Genomic DNA, 15,870 nt, shown 5'->3' with positions numbered 1-15,870 from the left:
TGGTATTGCCGGTCTATTTTCTGGGCTTTGGCGGCTTCATCGTCTTCTTGGCTTCCTTGCCGGGCAGCGGGTTAGAGGTTCTACCCTTCTGGCTGGCCCCGAACGCGCTTTGTTGTTCCTCGACCGCTTCCTTTGCCTTCTTGATACAATTCGCATTGAGATCCTGGAGGTCATCGAGAGATGAAAGGGTTGCCTCGGTGATCTTGCTCATCGGCGCAACGCCGAGCTTGCCTTGCGCTTTCAACTTGGCTTTCGCAGCCGCTAGTTTCGTGCCTTTGAGTTTGGCCAAACCGGGTCGGCCCAGCGTAACGATCTTTTCACGGTCGGCCTCATGAATCCGTTCGTGATCGTCAGGGCTGAGACAGACGCACACCCCCTCTCCGAGGGTCGGGGCGTTGGCGATGCGCGTGGATGCAACATCGGCGTCGGCCCGACTGCCGGTTCGGAAACACTTGTCCGGTACGATGTGATGCGCCTCACCGCCGTTCTCGTTGCAGACTGCGGCGATCGCATCGTAGGAGCCAATCAGGCACTTTTCCGTGCTGTAAATGACTCCGGCGCCGGTCGCCAGTTTCGGAAAGGTCAGCGTATTTCCCTGCGGTGAGGCATGATTGTTGGTCGACAGGTCCGTCATCCGGTTGACGGGTTCGCCGTCGGCCTTGACGTTGCTCGACCAGGCGACGGCGTATTCCTTGCCGGTATTCTTCGATGTGATGATGCCTTTCTTGGCCGCGCAGCCGGCCTCGGTACCGGTCGTCTTGGTGTAGTAGGACTTGTTTTTCTGCGTGATCGTCTGACCGCCGATCTTGACAGTGCTGGTGCCTTTGTCCGTGTCGCTGTCGAAGCCGAAAGAAGGATAGGGAATCGGAACACCAGGGGGTGTTGCCGGATTCTCCGGCGGCGTGAAGCAGACATCAGGGAAGGCGGCTATGACCTTGTTGCCCTGCGCCTTGCATGCGACCTCGAGGCTATTGGCGTAGACTGTCATCTATGCGGCCCTCGCAGCAAAGATAGCGGCGCCGCAGGCGCCAGAGTCCTCGGAGGCCTCGATCAGTACCGGATTGCCCGCCGAGTAGCCTTTTCTTGCGGCCGCAAGGGCCACGCCGACCATCACCGGCACCGCCGCCGCCCCAATATTTCCAAGCGATTCGCCCAGCGACCACAGATCCTGAAAGTCATGGGCACCCCGCACGAGCCGAAGGCTAGCCAAGGCCGTTTGCTTGAACCAGTACTGCTCGCCGACAAGGTCCGAAATGCGGAATCCCAACTGGTTCATCTCAATGCCGGCCTCGTTAAGCGCGTGCCGATAGGCGGTCGTCATTCCGTCGCCACGCAGCGGCTCGTCAGCCTCGTTGTAGATGAATGCATTCTCCCGGGCGAGGCCGAGACCGTGCAGCCTCAGTCCGGATCCATGACCGGCATGGGTGCATAAAAAAGCGGCCGCGGCCTCGCCGGGAATAAAGCCGTTCGGATTGTTGGTGGCCAGTAAGCGACGGTTCGCCAGATAGAAGTCGATCGCTTCGGGAGTGAGGTAGCTATCCACGCCGGCGATAATGACTGCTGACGTCCCCCCATCGGCCAGCAGTCGGCGCGCCCGCTCAAGTGCCACCAGGCCGGATGGCCGGCCATGCGATATGGTGCGCGATCGTGGGTCGACATCCATCTCGAGGATCGCACATACATTGCGCAAGAACACAGATGCATCCTGGACGGGAGAACTAGGCCGCGACGCTTCTGGAAGGCACAAAAGAATCGGCGTCCGTTCACGTGCTTCCGGCACGGCAGTGCATATCTCGCCTATCGCAGCCGCCACCATATGGGTCATGCGCTTTGTGCCGATCCATTTTCGCGGCATGCTGACCGGGGCGCCAAGCAGCCACTCGCCTTCGCTGTCGGCGTAGGGCGTCTCTTTGAAGCCGTCCAGGCGGGCGCGGAGCGCTGCACAAGACGAAGGCGCATCAAGGCCGACAGCCGTCACCATCCCGGTCGCTATGATGTCGAGTGCTGCCGTCATGCGTCCTCTGATTCCAGCTGAATAGGCTCTGCGATCGGCCGCACATATGGCTTCTTGACGGCTTTGGCGTGGAGCATGCCTGGCGTCGGCGGGCCGACCCAGCATTCGGTAAAGTCGAGGATCGTGCGCTGAAGGCGTTGCGACACGCGCCAGACCAATGAAAAACGACGGTTCTCGGTGTCGAACAAAACAGTGTCTGGATGAACATCGGCCTCGAATGCCTTGGCGTAGCCCTTGAACAGTGCGAATTTGATGGCCGTGGCTGGCATTTTAAAATGCTCGCGTCCCCGTGGCGTCAAATTGATAAGCTGCACTTCCTCTCCGCCGCGAGGCTGATCGATCTGCTGGTCGGGCGGGGCCATCTGGAAGTAGCGTTCGTCGAAGTCCGGCGGCAGAAATGGGAAAATGTTGTTGGCCCAGTTGTCATCATAGGTCCCGCCATACTCAATTCGGCCCGGCCAGCCGCGGCCCATCGGGCCGAAACTCATCGGCCTGTAGTCGCCGAAGGGCGAACGGATATCCTCGCCGACCGCTTGCGTGTTCGGCAGCCGCAAGCCGGGAATGAGGCGCTGGTTCTTCGTACGCGACCAGCCGGTTCCAACCGGGTTGTATTTGTAGCTGGCAGGTAGTTTGTCCTCGGGATCCAGCCTGTCGACGCCGCCCCAGGCAACGTCGTAGGAGATGGGCAGTTTCAAGAAGGGCTGCGGCGACGTGGTGGTAAAGACCGGGCCGATGGCGCGCCATTCGCGGTGGCCCACGACCTCGAACAGTTTCGACCAATTGCCGACTTTGATGCCAACCGGCACGCGCTCGGCTGGTCTGCCGTTTGGTGCGTAGGCACAGCCATTGGCGATGACATCGCAACGCGCCTTGCGGAAGGCGAAATCTGTCTCCCAAAGTGTAGCGGAGTAGCCGGGTTCGCCGGTTTGCGTATCGGCAAAAACCAGCGGCACCTGCTCTGCCGATTTTTGCACCAACCCGCCAGGCGTCGTGGGAAAGTCGAACGTGCCTTTGACCACCACCACGACCCACTCACGGCCGGTCGTGTCCGCGCTCACCGAGAATTCATGCCGGTACCCCATCTGGTTCCAGATCTGCATCAGCTGGTCTCCAGGCTAGCGGCGAAGATCTGCTCCAGGGTCGCTTGTGGCGATAGCGGGTCGATGTCGAATATGTCCGAACGGCTGGTCCACATCACCAGGTCGCTGACGATCTCGTCGCCTGCCTCGACAGGCGGTACCGGCAATGCGGATAGTGCGCTATCCAGTTCGTCCGGCGTCAGTTCGCCCTGTTGGGCAGCGACTGCTTTCTCCTCGATCCTGGCGAACCATGCATCGGCATGAGCCAGTTGTAAGGAAGCTTCGGAAAGCTGCACGACAACACTCAACGGGAATTGCCTGCCGACCCTATCGGCGCTCTGCAGAACAATGCCTGCCGATGCGCCGAAAGTGGCCGGGCCGGCCAGAAAGCGCAGCGCGGTGCCGCGCGGCCAGGAGTCCGAGCCGATCAGCGGGACGAGATGCTGCGCCAGCCAGCGGTCCCACACGCGAACAAAATCTCCCGTCAGCCGCCGGGTCACGAAATCGCCGGTGGCGGGCATTTTGCCGTAGAAGCCGGGCAGGCTCATATCTGTGGCGGACATGTGAATTTCTTGAACATCTCCAGATTGTAGGGGTTCTCGACGCTGGCCGCCTTGAGCTCGAAATCGGCGTACATGCCTTTCGTGCCGAGCCGCAGGCTGTAGACGTCGGAGAGCGAGGTTCCGGTGAAGCGGCCGCCCTTCAGCATTCTCAGCCAGGCCCAGCTGCCGGTCTCGTTCAGCATGATTTCGGGCGAACCATCGATGGGCTGGAAGGCGAGCGAGATCACTCCGGTGCCGTCCTTGCCGGGCCAGGTCATAGGTTGCGGCCGCGTCGCGTTGTTGTAGTAGACTAGGCTCTGGCCATCGAGATTGAGCGTAACGCGGGTGACGTTGGGAGACAGGTCCTTCGGTTCGAGCGTGAAGCTCATCACCGGGCCAGTACCGCCGGGGAAAAGATCGTCGCGGATGCGCCTTGCCTGTTCGAACGCCGCCAGCGCCGCGGGGTCGAGGCCGAAATCGGCGCGCCATTTCCAGGGCTGGCTGGCGGTGTCGACATAGCTGATCAAATGATCGTTGGTGAAGGCGTCGATCAGGCCGGCCGGTCCGAACAGGCGGGCGAAATCGCGGACATTGACGTCCACGGCGCTCTCCGGGCTGAACGGATAGCGGTCGTTGAGCGCCGCCTGGCAGAACGGCAGGATGTCGGCGCGCCAGATGGCGTTGAGCTCCGAGGTGACCGCCTTCTGCGTCAGGCCGCTGGTGTCGCCGGCGATGCCGCCCAGCCAGTCGTCGATCGGATCGGGCAGGATCTGCGCCTGCCTGGCGACCGCTCCGGTCAGTTCGGCGAGCCCTCCCTGTTTCTTGATGGCGTCCTGCGGATCCGGATTGGCGGTGACCGTCTGCAGCACGTTGGAGAGTGCCGTCAGCGCCACAACGGCGGCGTCGAGCGCCGGCGGCTGGCCGTCGACCTCGGCGATCGCGCCCTTGAGTGGCTTGAAGTGTTCGGCCACCAGGCTGCCGGTCAGGTCCACCTGGTCGGCGGAGCCGGCGCGCGGCAAGAGCTTTGCTCCTGTCTTGACGACCTTGCCGAGCTTGCCGAGCTTGCTGAGCAGTTTCGAGCCGCCCTTCGCGGCCGCCTTGTTGTCTCCCGCGGGCGCCTCATCCGACCGCGTCAGATCCGTCTCCTGAATCACGGCCGTCAGCAGCCGCTTCAGCGCGGAGTCGGCGCTGGAAAGATCCTTCAGGTTTTCGCTGGCGACATTGAGGTCGCTCAGTGGCGCCAGCCTCATGTCGCGCAGGAAACTGTCCCATTGCGCGATGTAGTCGTCGTAGTAAAGCTTCAGAATGTCCTCCGACAGTGCCGAGACCGAGGTTTCGGAATTCTCCGAACAGCCGCCGGCAAACACCGCGCGATCCAATGCCGCTTGCGCCGCCACATCCTCGACCCGGTCGAGAATCGCATCGTGGAAGCCGGCATAGGTGAAGGCGCCTGAAACGCCGACGCGAAGCGTCTTGTCGGAACGGCGGGCAAAGACCTTGGCGCCGTTGGGGCCGGCGAAATTGGCGGGGATCCATTCCTTGACCGCGGCCACTTCCGGGTCGGCCAGAAGCTGCTTGTAGGCGCGCTGCGGCAACGAAATCGTGCACACCGTCTTCAGCGCTTCGGCGACCAGCGCCTTGTCGGGCGCTATATAATTGTCGTCGACCGCCATGCGGCGGATCGCGGCAAGCTGATGGTCCTCCGCATCAGCGGTCGGAAAGGGTGGCGCGGGCGCGAACTCGGGCAGGCTGTTCACCCACCAGCTCTGCGCGAAGTCGGCATCCATCTGCGACAGGCCGGTCATCATGCGATAGGTCTTCAGCGCGCCGAGCATGAAATCCGGATCGCGGATCTGCCGCCACATCGTTGCCTCGAGCAGCGCCACCATGTGCGGCTCGAGAACATTGCGCAGCGCGTGGTCGTAAGTGTCGGCCTGGGCGCGCACCAGTTCCGCCGAGGCCGAAGGGCCAAGCAGATCCTGGACTGCGTCCGGCGGCACTGTCCGCGCGATTGCGACCTCGTCCATGGCGCCGAGGGCGCCGTCGATGGCGGGCTGCTCCACCGATGGAGGGTTCTCGCCGGCCGTGGTCAGCGGCGCCTGCAGCGCCTCGAACTGGCCGGCCTGCGCCGTGATCGCGTTGCGGTTGTCAAAGTACGACCAGGTGAACAGCCCGCCGGCAAGCAAGGCCGCCGCCGTGCATGCGGTGGCCGCGCCGCGCCAGATCCAGGTGCGGCGGCGCTGCGCCAGCGGGTCGAAGGTACCGAGACCGGCCTCCTTGAAGATGACCTCGGTCAAAAGGTTCTTCAGGAAGAAGCTGCGTTTTTCGATCCTTGGCGCCGGCATGGCGCGTCGCGGCGGCAGGCCGAACGAGGACGACAATGCCGCGGTCAGCCGGTCGATGGGCGCGCCTTCCTGGGTCGCCGACGTCAGATAGAGGCCGCGCAGCCAGGCAGCTTCTTCGTAGCGGCTTTCGCCGAACATCGCCTCGATCAGCACCTGGATCGGTTCGGAGAGGCTGGCGAGCTGGGCGGGAAAGCGGAAGATCTCGGCGCGCGAGGCGAGCTTGTCCTCGTCCTCCAGCCGCGGCACCAGCCGCCGCTCGAGTTCTGCCGCCAGCGTCGTGATTTCCCGTTCGATAGTCTTGGCGTCGACGCGCGCATCGAGCGCGAAGGTCGTCCCCCACACCTGCTCGCGCGAAGCCGTCGACAGGCCGCCGAAGAAAGGCTCGAAGCCCTTGATCAGGTCGGCTTTGGTCAGCATCAGATAGACCGGCAGCCGGATCTCGAGCCGGTCGTTGAGTTCGGCAAGCCGGCGCCGGATCTTGCGGCCATGCGCCTTGATGGCTTCGTCACCCTCGGAAAGTGTGTCGATCGACAGCGCGACGATCACCCCGTTCAGCGCCCGGCGGCCGCGGTGCTTCTTCAAAAGGTCGAGGAAGCCCAGCCACTCCACCGCATCGACGTCGGGCTGGCTTTCCTGCTGGACATAGCGGCCGGCGGTGTCGATCAGAACCGCGTTCTCCGAGAAGAACCAGTCGCAATTGCGGGTGCCGCCAACGCCTTGCAGATCGTCGGTCAGGTCGATCGGAAAGGTCAGCCCGGACTGCCGCAGCGCCGTGGTCTTGCCGGTGGCCGGCGGCCCGACGATCACATACCACGGCATCTCGCGCAGGAACTTGCGCCCGCCCAGCTTGCGCCGTTTCAGTTCGGCCATCACCTCGGCGAACTTGGCGCCGACGGCGGCGACGTTCTCTTCACCGGGGCCGAGCGGCTTTTCCACCACCGGCGCGGCGATCTCGGCCACGAACAGGCGGTTGGCGCGGATGGCGCGACGCTGGGCGACGATCAGCCAGATCAGCCAGAAGATGACCAGCAGCGCGATGATGACGATGCGGACATTGTCCGAGGCGAACGGCTCATAGGCGCCGACCTTGACGATCGGGCCGAACACCCAGATCACCAGCGAAAGCAGCGTGATGCCGATCAGCGTCCACAGCCAGCGCGATGTCAGGACCGCCCAGAGGAAGCGCAGGATGAACATGTCACAGCCTCTTCTCGACCAGCACCTCGACGCGCCGGTTCAAGGCCCGGCCCTCGCGCGTGCTGTCGTCGGCCACCGGATCGGTGGCCGCGCGGCCTTCGGAACGAACGCGGTCCTGCGGCACGCCGTTCTGCACCAGCATCTCGGCAATGGTCGCCGCGCGCTCTTCCGACAGCCGCTGGTTGGTGGAGAGCGGGTTGGACCTTTGCAGGGGAATGCTGTCGGTGTGGCCGACTACGGTGATCTGCCCGATCAGTTCCTGGTTGGCGAGGATCACCTTGGCGATCGAGCCGATCAGCGGTTCAAACCCTTCCGTCAACGTCGCCCGCGACGACTGGAACAGTTCGGGGTTGGAGGCCTGGATGACCAGCCTGGCCAGCGAGACGCTCTCGGTGCCGCTGAGCGCCTTCTTGAGGTCGCCCGGCGCGCCGGCCTCGAATTCCGGCAGCAGCGCGAAATCCACGCTCACCGCCTCCGGCGGCGGCTCTTCGAGCTTTGGCGCGGCGCGGGTGATGTCGGCGCGGCTGGGCGGCGGCAGCGCGCGAACCAGTGCGGAAAGCTCGACCGCCTGGCTGCTCAGTCCCATCGACAGCCCGACATGGATCGCGGTGGCGATGACGGCCGCGGCGAGCGCCATCACCCAGATCGGAACGATGAAGCGCTGCGGCTCGTCGGATGCGATCACGCCTTTCCAGTTTGGCGACAGCGGCGCGCCTTCGGCATCGGCGTCGCGCAGGAAGCGTGCCGCCGCCACGCGCACGGCATTGATCGAGCGGTCGCCCGACCGGCCGGGCACCCGGTATTTGCCGCGGAAACCAAGCGCCAGGCAGTGGTACTGCAACTCCAGCAGTTCGCGATCCCGATTGGGGTGGCGTTCCAGCTCGTCGAGACGGGTGAAGAACTGCGTGCCGGCATCGACGTCGCCGCGCAGCATGACCACGAGCGGCTGGCGCGGCCATGCGCTGGCGCCGCCCCATGGCGTGTTCAGGGCAAGGTCGTCGAGCAGCGCCGCGACCACCCACGCCGCCTGATCGGCCCGCTCCATCGAGGACCCCGCCGCCATTGCCGTGTCGCGGGCGCGAACCAGTTCGTCGAGCAGCCGGGTGCGCAGCGCTTCCGGGTTTTCCGGCGGCAGCGCGCTTTCAAGCTCGGGGGCGAACTCGAGCAAGGGCGCGAAGGCGTTGACGAGCGCATTCGGGTGCGCTCGCGCGCGCTTGACCGGCACACCCGGCAGCAGCGGCGCCATCGGCCGCGGCATCGGCGAGCCGGTCAGCCGAATGCGTGTGCGTTCGCGATCCTCCGACAGTCCGAAAGGATCATCCCGGCTCATGATCTCACCTGTTCACCGAGTAGCAGTCCACCTGCGGCTCGCTCGGCAACACGCCGGAGACGCCGATGACGAAGCCGGGAGCATCGAGCAGCGAGGCCCAATGCTCGCTCTTCTGGTCCAGCTCCAGGCACAGCCGGTCGCCGTCGTAAGGGATTTCGCGGGGCTGCGAATGCAGCGGCTTCAGCGGAATGCCCGGCAGGCGCGATTTCCACAGGCCCTCGAACTGGTCGGCCGAGCCGACAGTGGCCTGATTGACGAATATCTTGCGCAACGCATCCTCAGACAGCTCCGAGCCGACCCGAATGACGATGCGGCTGGCGACCAGCAGCTTCGGGTTGTCGATGCGGATTTTCCAGACATTGGTCGAATGCCGCATGACGGGCAGGGCGCGCGATTTCGGCTCGATGTAGCGCAGGCTGAGGATCAGCGAACGCAACGCATCCGCCAGCGCCGAATAGGCAGGGCCGGGCGCCATGTGATCGTAGGCCGGCAATTCACCCAGCCGTCGTGCGCTCGAGCCATAGGTCGCCATCGAACCGGCGAGACCGGCGAGCTCCAGGTAAAGCTCGGCCGGATGGAAGACATCCTGCGCCAGCATGTGCGCCAGCCGCGGGCGGGCCGCATTGGCGAGGTTGAGCATCAAGAGGTCTTCGACGCTGCGCCCCGGTCCGCCCAGCACCATCTTGCCATGCGCCTCGGCGATCTGGTCGAGCCCGGTGACGACTTCGAGAAGCAATTGCCTGTACCAGGCGACGGCCCCTGTAACCAGTGTCGGCGGCAGGAAGGTCTCGTCCAGCGAGACACCGCCATCGGCCCGCACCCCCTTGATGTCGGCTACCGGCAGGGCGGTGTAACCACCGACCGATTTGCCCGGCGCAAGCAGCAGCGCCTGCGGGCGGGCGATTTCGATTTCTTCCGCGTCCGATCCGCCCTGCACGGCGTCGCGGACCGAAACGATCCGGCCATGGTAGCGCGCTCCGGCCGAAGGCGCGTGCGCCGGGTCGAAGCCGACACCGCCGGCAGGCTCGAGCGGCAGCGCGACGAGTACGGCTCCGGCACCGGTGTCGGCGGTGACCGGCAGCGGTCGCGGCGCGTCCATCAGATCCGGAATGGAGAAAGGGGTGCCATCCGGGAAGATGCCTCGCGCCGACAGGATGGACACCTGGCCGGCATCGAGCAAGGCCTGGTCCAGCGTCAGCTGGGTGAAGCCGAACGTATGCAGTTGCCCGGCCTGCAATGCGCCGCGCACGGTCGCTTCGAAGAACCGGTCCTGCTGCTGGAAATGCTGGGTCCGCAGAAACAGCCCTTCGGACCACAGCACCCTGTTTGCATCGCTCATGCCGCTACTTCCTGCATCGAGCACCCCTTGCCCTGGCCGCTAGGCGGATATGCCGCCGCTGCCAAGCGTGACGTTGACGGTGAATGTCGAGCCGGCAGAGACCGACTTGGTCGTCCGCCAGTTTCGCCCGCCAGGCTCGCGAATGAGGGCGACGAAGCCCAATGCAGCCGCGTCCGGCTCGACGGTGATGGTTTTCGACGCGGACTTGCCCGGTCCGACTGAGACCTGGTCGGAGCCGATGAGGTCGCCCCCCAGCGCAGAGCCGGCATCGCCCTGCAGGGCAAAATAGTCGGCCGAATTGAACTTGCCGGTACTGCGCAGCCGCATGATCAGGACCGTCACCGGCCGATCGCCGCCGCCTGGTCCCGGGTTCATGCCAGCCGCGCCGGTCAGGTTGACCGTGATCACGGACGGTTTCGGCGGGCCGCTCTGGCAAGCCGCAAGCAGCCCGGTCGCACCCAGGGCAATGACAAATTCGCGTCGGTCGATCATGTTTCACTCCTCCTCATATGCGTCACGAAAATCAGCCCCGATTTCGCCAAGGAAGCTCTTCTCCGCGCTCTCGGCGATTTCACGATGGCGTTTCTGGTAAAGTTCCCACAGCTTGGCGCCACGCCCGCCCGAAAGCAGGGTGCCGATCGCGGAATTCGATTTCAGCTCTTCCTCGATCATCGTCGGGTCGAAGCGGTCGATCATCTGGCGCAGCGCTGCCTGCACGCCGCGCCAGGCGCGCACGTGATGCTGCGCAAGATCGCGGACCGCATCGGCGATCGCCGCTTCACCGGCAAGAAATCCGGGACTGCGTTCGGCGATGATGGTCACGATCGCGTCGTCGACCGTCGGCAGGAATTTGAGCGGATTGACCTCGGAAGCGCCGACCATCGTCTGGGCGACGCGGGCGTTGCCCTTTTCCTCGGCGCGTTTGCGCAGAAGCTGCATCAGGCCTTCCATCATCAGCCTGTATTCGCGGCCGAATTTCTCCATTTCGGCGATGGTGTCGCGTCCGGGGAAATCGGCTTCCTCGACGCCCATTCCGCGCAGGAATGCGCTGCGAAGCGCCATGTCCTCCTGCGGCGCCGCTGCCGGCGGGCGGGCAGGCCGGGAAGCGGCGGCCGCGCGTGGCGGGGGAGGTGGCTCTGGCGCCCGCGCCGGCAAATCCCACGGGTTCGTCGGTTGCGGCCGTTCAGCGGCGCGCTCTCGGTGCCCGCCCGGCGAAGCGCCGTTCGCCGAAACGGGTGGCTCGGCGGGTCCGAAGCCGAAATCGTCCTCGAATGAAGGCGGCTTCGGCGAGGCGGGCTCGGTCGCGCTGTTGAGCGATGGCACCGGGTCGAGGCTGAACGGGTCGTCGAAGGCCGGAGAGTTGCGCTGGTCCGCGTTGGCGCGCTCGAAGGCGCCCGGCACCGGCTGCTCGAACGGGTTCGGCAGATCGGCCGGCCGCGGCCGTCGCGGCTCCTCTTCGGTCCTGGCCGAGAAGAAATCGTCGTGGCCGATGCTCACCGGCCCGCGCGACGGAGGCGGCGACCGCTCCGGCATGGCCTGGCTGGCGGCGGGCGAGGGGCGGGTCGGCGTCTGCAGATCGACATGCAAAACATAGTCGCCCAGCCGCAACCGCATGCCGCTCATCAGACGCGTCGACTTGCCGGTGCCAAGCGGGCTGTCGGAATCGTTTATGAACAGCCCGCTGCTCGACGTGTCGGTGACGAAGTACCCATCCTGCCCGCCGGAGATCTTGCAATGGGCACGCGAGACGAACATGTCGGGATCGTCGATCTGCCAGCCCGCGTCCGCACTGCGTCCGATCACCAGCTCACCCTCGTCCAGCCGGGTCTGCCGCACCGCCTGGGTGCGTGGGCCTTGCTCCAGCGTCAGCAGCAGACTCATGCCGCGACCTCCGCCATGTCCGGCCGCCATCCAACGATCGTCCGCAGCCGCAGATCGTCAGCATCTCCCCTTTCGGCGGGCCGCGCAAGCCAGGCGGTCCGGGCGAGCTGGACGGTTCCGATACGCGGCGGCGGCACAGCTTCGCGCGCCAGCACGATGCGCAGATCGACGTCGAGCGTTTCCCCGATCATCTCGCGAACGGCCTGCTTGAACAGTTTCAGACGCTGGCCGCCCGGCAGGAACGCCTTGAAGTCCTCAAATCCGAGCGGGCCGACGCGCAGCTCGATCCGGCTTTGGCGGCTGAAAACGCGAGGGCCGATCGTCGCCCCACGGCCAAGCGCCGCGTAGGCCTTGGCCACGCGGGTCTGGAATGCCGCCGGTATGGTGATCCAGACAGCGACGAACTCCTTGATCTGGACCGGCACCCTGAACGCTTCCGCCAGGAACAGCGTCAGCCGCTCCGGGCCGTCGACCTGGCTTGCCAGCGATCCGGCCTGGCGAAGCTTCACCGTGTCGAGATCCGGATCCTGGGTGCCGGGAAGTCCGATACCCGCCATCGCCTGGAGCATGGCGCGGACGCGGCCACCGACAGCGCGCTCGACCTGCACCGCCGGATGCGCATCCGCCCATGCCCGGTAGTAGAGGGCGATCATGCGGTGCTGAAGAATGTTGACGAAATCGACGAACGTCGTGTCGCTGGTCTGCTGCGCGTCGGCGCCGGTGAACCAGCGCTGCGACAGACGATCGAGCACCCAGCGCGTCAAATGCAGCGGCATGGGCCCTTCAGGTCCCAGCAGGCCGAGATTTGCCACCGTGACCCGCGCCGGTGTCTTGTCGTCTGCCTCGCGGAAACCTACGACGTCCCTGGCCGAGAAGCTGAGACGCACATGCTGTCCCAGCCTTGCCGGCTCGCGGGCCGGCTGGCCGGAATAGCCGAACAAGCCACCCTTCTGTTCGAGCCGGCGCAACAACTCGAAGAAGTCGAACGCCTCGGACAGCCTCCCGGCCTGGTCTGGCTCGACCTTGTCTAGATCAGGTAGCGATTGCCGGGCGTCATCGGCCATGGCACATCCTCCTGCTTCTGCAACAGCCGCGTGCGGGTCCGCACGAAGCCGTTTATGCCGGCGTGGCGGGCAAACAGCCGGGCAAGCAGGCCCGAAAGCAGCAGCGTGCTTTGCCCCGCCAGGACCGACTGGTCCACATGCAACGTCACTTCCGTGCCGCGTCCAAAGCACATCGGCCCGTCGATCTGCAGCCGTTCGATGACCGGGCGCGAGTCGATGCGGACGATCGAGTGCACGTTGCGGGCGAGGCTCGGATCGCCGCGGTCGGCATAGAGATCAAGGAGTGCGTGCAGCGGGTCGACGCCACGACCTTCCTTGGCAAGGCTGAGGAAGTTGAGCGCGAGCTGCGCCACCAGCCGCCAGGCGAGATTGTCGGCCCGGGATTCGCCTTCGGCGCCGGCCGGCAGTGCCGCGGGGATCGCCGGTTGCGGCGGGCGCAACGCACCGAGAAGCCGGACCATTTCGACCGGATCGGCTGTCTCCAGGGTCAAGGTCGGGTTGTCGTCCAGTATCGGCAGATCGCGATTGGTGCAAAGGGCCATGATGTCGAGCCGCTTGAGCGGCCGGTTCGTCGGGCTTGCGACCGGACGCGAAACCGCCAGGAACACGTCGTCGCCTGTGTAGGAGGTGCGGGTCAGGCCGTCGCGGCGTTCATCCTCGGTCGCCCGGCGAGGGCGCCGTTCGGTGGAATAGACCCAGCCGCTGCCGCGGTTCTGCCCCAGGCTGAACAGTTCGGGGACTTCGGCGTCGTTGCCTTCCGTATCGGCGTCCTCGACACGGGTGACCCGATAGATTTCGAAGTCGCGCGCCCTTGTGCGGTCGGCATGCAGCACTTGCCGCGTCTTGCGCGCATCGAGCTCGATGACGTTGCACTCCCGTTCGAAGAGATTGATGATCGGCGTCGCGAAGAGTTCGAAATCCGCCGGCGCCAGGTCGGCAAGCTCAGGCACCGGGCGCCGGAACAGGAAGATGACCTCGATCCCGGCCTCGCATTTGCGTACGACCGGCTGCAGCCCTGAAACGCGCACATAGTGGAAGCGCTCGGGCATCATGAAATATTCGCGCAGCAGACGGTAGCCTTCGAAGGTCGGACGGGTGCGCGGCATCAGGGCTTCGTCGTCGCCGATGCCGAGCATTTCGGGCTCGGGCAGGGGCGATATCGGATTGGTCTTGCCTTCCGCGCGTGCGCCAACCGCCGAACAGGCGCCGAATATGGCGTCAAAGATCAGCGGCGCCTTGGTGCGTCCGGCGAAATAAAGATCGAGCCGGTCGAGCGCCAGTTCGTTGAGCTTGCCCTTTCCGGTCCGCGCCAGTGCGATGCGCAGCGCCGCCACGCCGGCAGTGCCCCCGACTGGCCCGATGCCGGCTGCTGCCAGCCCGCTGCGGTCCTGGAAATAGCTGACCGAAGTGACCGCGATCGGCCACAGCGTGACCGCCTGCCCGGTGGTGAAGGTGCAGCGCGTCGAAAGGCCGGGTTGCAGGCTGGACACCAGCCGCGTGCCTCGCTTGACGACATGTCCGGTAATCATCGACTGGACCTGCTGGCCCGGTTTCAGCACGGCCATCGCCGTTGCCGGCGCTGGTGTGACAAGATCGGGATAGAGGACGTCGAGCACGCTGCGCGAGAAGCGCGAACGTTCCGCATCGACCTTGAGCCGGGTACGCGCGGCGAGAAAGGCAACACCGTCCAGCAGCCGCTCGACATAGGGGTCGGGGCAGGGCACCGTATCCAGCGAAAGATTGCGCGCCACCGCCGGATGCATGTCGGCGAATTCCGCCGCGAGCGCGCGGATATGGGTCAGTTCCTCCTCGTAATATTCTACGAAGACGCGATCCATCTCAGCTGTCCCTAAGCTCGGTCCGCGCCAGGCCGTTGTCGAGATTGATCGTCGTGCGCAGCCGCATCCGTTCCGGTGTCGGTGTCATGATCAGCACGGCGTCTATCTCGATCTTCAGGCCCGCGGTCTTGTCGCCGAGGGTGACCGTCACCGTTGTCGCGCTCTCCTTCAGGCGCGGCTCGAACGTGGCAAGGACGGAGCGGATCTCGCGCGCCAGCACATCGCGGTCGAAGTCCCGCGACGAACGGCCCGAGAAAGAGGGCACGCCATAATTGACCACGCTGCGGCGCACTTCCGGAAAATCGGCGAGCGATGGCGGGTTGTCCATTGCCTGTTCTTTTTCGAGGTCGGAAAAAAGCGGCGTGGCTTCGAACCGTTCGGTGTTGAACAAGGCCTCGATATCGCGCCGCACGGCTTCTCTCAGCACGCGTGCGGACACCACCACGCCGCGGCTTTCGATCTCCGCGCGGTGCTGGGTCTGGAAGATCAGCCGGTGCAGGCGCCGTTTCTGGTCTGGCGTCAGCTCCGCGTCGGCGTCGATGTGCCGCGCACTGCCTGCAACGAGGGTTTCCAGCCGATCCGCGCCAAGCTCGTCCTGCAACAGCTGGCGCAGCCCGTCTATTTCGGAGGTCAGGCCCGGCAGGTCGTTGACGAGGCGGTCCCAAAGAGAGGGTTGGACCGCCTCGCGTTTCGCGCGCGAACTGCCGGTAAGCTGCAGCTTGTTCGCGCCGGGCCGCCGGGCCTCACTTGCCGACATAGACATCCATTTCGATTTCGTCGTCCTTGTCGTAGACGAACTTGATCTTCTTGTAGGCGAAGCTGACCTCTTCCTCGATCAGGTCTTCCTCGTCCTCGGCCTGCTTCATATCGTATTCCATGATCGAGGCGTCGGTCAGGGTCACGACCAGGTAGTCGCTGGTCTCGCCATCGATGGTCCGGCGTGCCGAGAACACCACCTCGTCGAGAGCCTTGTTGTCGAACAGCGCCTTTTTCAGATAGGGCGAGGCCTTGTCATAGTGTTTGGTGAACTTGATCATGCCCAGGGACACGCGGCCACGGCGCGAGAGCGAATTCGGATCGTACGGAGCGACGATCTTGTAATCGACCCCATGGATTTCGATTTCGTCCTCATGGCCGTCACGAACGCTTGGGCCCTTGATATCCGGAACCTTAAGAAAGCCATCGATTTTCACTGCCATTGTCTTTCTCCACCGCTTTCAAACAAAACAAGATGTGGTTGC

Annotated in this window: 13 protein-coding genes; all 13 read right to left on the bottom strand. The window is 64.8% G+C overall.

Annotated elements, in window-relative coordinates:
* Positions 1 to 13: 13 nt before the first annotated feature.
* Genes A6B35_RS24045 through A6B35_RS23985 form a run of 13 tightly spaced genes read right to left on the bottom strand, consistent with a single transcriptional unit; the run spans position 14 to position 15,828 of the window.
* On the bottom strand, positions 14 to 988 hold the full coding sequence (locus A6B35_RS24045) for a DUF4150 domain-containing protein (protein ID WP_006204784.1): 975 nt from the start codon (positions 986 to 988) through the stop codon (positions 14 to 16).
* On the bottom strand, positions 989 to 2,014 hold the full coding sequence (locus A6B35_RS24040; RefSeq protein ID WP_006204785.1) for a beta-ketoacyl synthase N-terminal-like domain-containing protein: 1,026 nt from the start codon (positions 2,012 to 2,014) through the stop codon (positions 989 to 991). It lies immediately after the preceding gene.
* Positions 2,011 to 3,114 carry a DUF2169 family type VI secretion system accessory protein gene (locus A6B35_RS24035; RefSeq protein ID WP_006204786.1) on the bottom strand — a complete coding sequence of 368 codons (1,104 nt, stop codon included), beginning with the start codon at positions 3,112 to 3,114 and terminating at the stop codon, positions 2,011 to 2,013. The genes A6B35_RS24040 and A6B35_RS24035 overlap by 4 nt, the downstream gene beginning before the upstream one ends.
* Positions 3,114 to 3,641: a type VI secretion system-associated protein TagF gene (gene tagF, locus A6B35_RS24030; RefSeq protein ID WP_006204787.1), complete on the bottom strand. Its 528-nt coding sequence runs from the start codon at positions 3,639 to 3,641 to the stop codon at positions 3,114 to 3,116. The genes A6B35_RS24035 and tagF overlap by 1 nt, the downstream gene beginning before the upstream one ends.
* Positions 3,638 to 7,177 carry a type VI secretion system membrane subunit TssM gene (tssM, locus tag A6B35_RS24025; protein ID WP_006204789.1) on the bottom strand — a complete coding sequence of 1,180 codons (3,540 nt, stop codon included), beginning with the start codon at positions 7,175 to 7,177 and terminating at the stop codon, positions 3,638 to 3,640. The genes tagF and tssM overlap by 4 nt, the downstream gene beginning before the upstream one ends.
* A gap of 1 nt (position 7,178) precedes the next feature.
* Complete coding sequence (gene icmH / locus A6B35_RS24020; protein WP_006204790.1) at positions 7,179 to 8,507, bottom strand: type IVB secretion system protein IcmH/DotU; 1,329 nt, start codon at positions 8,505 to 8,507, stop codon at positions 7,179 to 7,181.
* A 4-nt stretch (positions 8,508 to 8,511) separates the two neighbouring features.
* The gene (gene tssK, locus A6B35_RS24015) at positions 8,512 to 9,846 is read right to left on the bottom strand and encodes a type VI secretion system baseplate subunit TssK (protein ID WP_006204791.1); all 1,335 of its coding nucleotides are present in this window, start codon (positions 9,844 to 9,846) and stop codon (positions 8,512 to 8,514) included.
* A gap of 39 nt (positions 9,847 to 9,885) precedes the next feature.
* Positions 9,886 to 10,338: a type VI secretion system lipoprotein TssJ gene (gene tssJ, locus A6B35_RS24010; RefSeq protein WP_006204793.1), complete on the bottom strand. Its 453-nt coding sequence runs from the start codon at positions 10,336 to 10,338 to the stop codon at positions 9,886 to 9,888.
* 3 nt (positions 10,339 to 10,341) lie between these two features.
* On the bottom strand, positions 10,342 to 11,727 hold the full coding sequence (gene tagH, locus A6B35_RS24005) for a type VI secretion system-associated FHA domain protein TagH (RefSeq protein WP_006204794.1): 1,386 nt from the start codon (positions 11,725 to 11,727) through the stop codon (positions 10,342 to 10,344).
* Entirely contained in the window at positions 11,724 to 12,791 is a 1,068-nt protein-coding gene (tssG, locus tag A6B35_RS24000) for a type VI secretion system baseplate subunit TssG (protein WP_006204795.1), read from the bottom strand. Before tssG ends, tagH begins: the two co-directional genes overlap by 4 nt.
* Positions 12,755 to 14,629 carry a type VI secretion system baseplate subunit TssF gene (gene tssF / locus A6B35_RS23995; RefSeq protein WP_006204796.1) on the bottom strand — a complete coding sequence of 625 codons (1,875 nt, stop codon included), beginning with the start codon at positions 14,627 to 14,629 and terminating at the stop codon, positions 12,755 to 12,757. Before tssF ends, tssG begins: the two co-directional genes overlap by 37 nt.
* A gap of 1 nt (position 14,630) precedes the next feature.
* Positions 14,631 to 15,386, bottom strand: coding sequence for a type VI secretion system baseplate subunit TssE (gene tssE, locus A6B35_RS23990; RefSeq protein WP_006204797.1), 756 nt, complete (start codon positions 15,384 to 15,386; stop codon positions 14,631 to 14,633).
* Entirely contained in the window at positions 15,373 to 15,828 is a 456-nt protein-coding gene (locus tag A6B35_RS23985; RefSeq protein WP_006204798.1) for an Hcp family type VI secretion system effector, read from the bottom strand. The genes tssE and A6B35_RS23985 overlap by 14 nt, the downstream gene beginning before the upstream one ends.
* Between the last annotated feature and the right edge of the window lie 42 nt (positions 15,829 to 15,870).

The organism is Mesorhizobium amorphae CCNWGS0123, assembly GCF_001686985.1.
Taxonomy (GTDB): Bacteria; Pseudomonadota; Alphaproteobacteria; order Rhizobiales; family Rhizobiaceae; genus Mesorhizobium; species Mesorhizobium amorphae.
The sequence above is the reverse complement of the archived record's forward strand: the minus strand, read 5'-3'. Positions and strand labels throughout refer to the sequence as shown.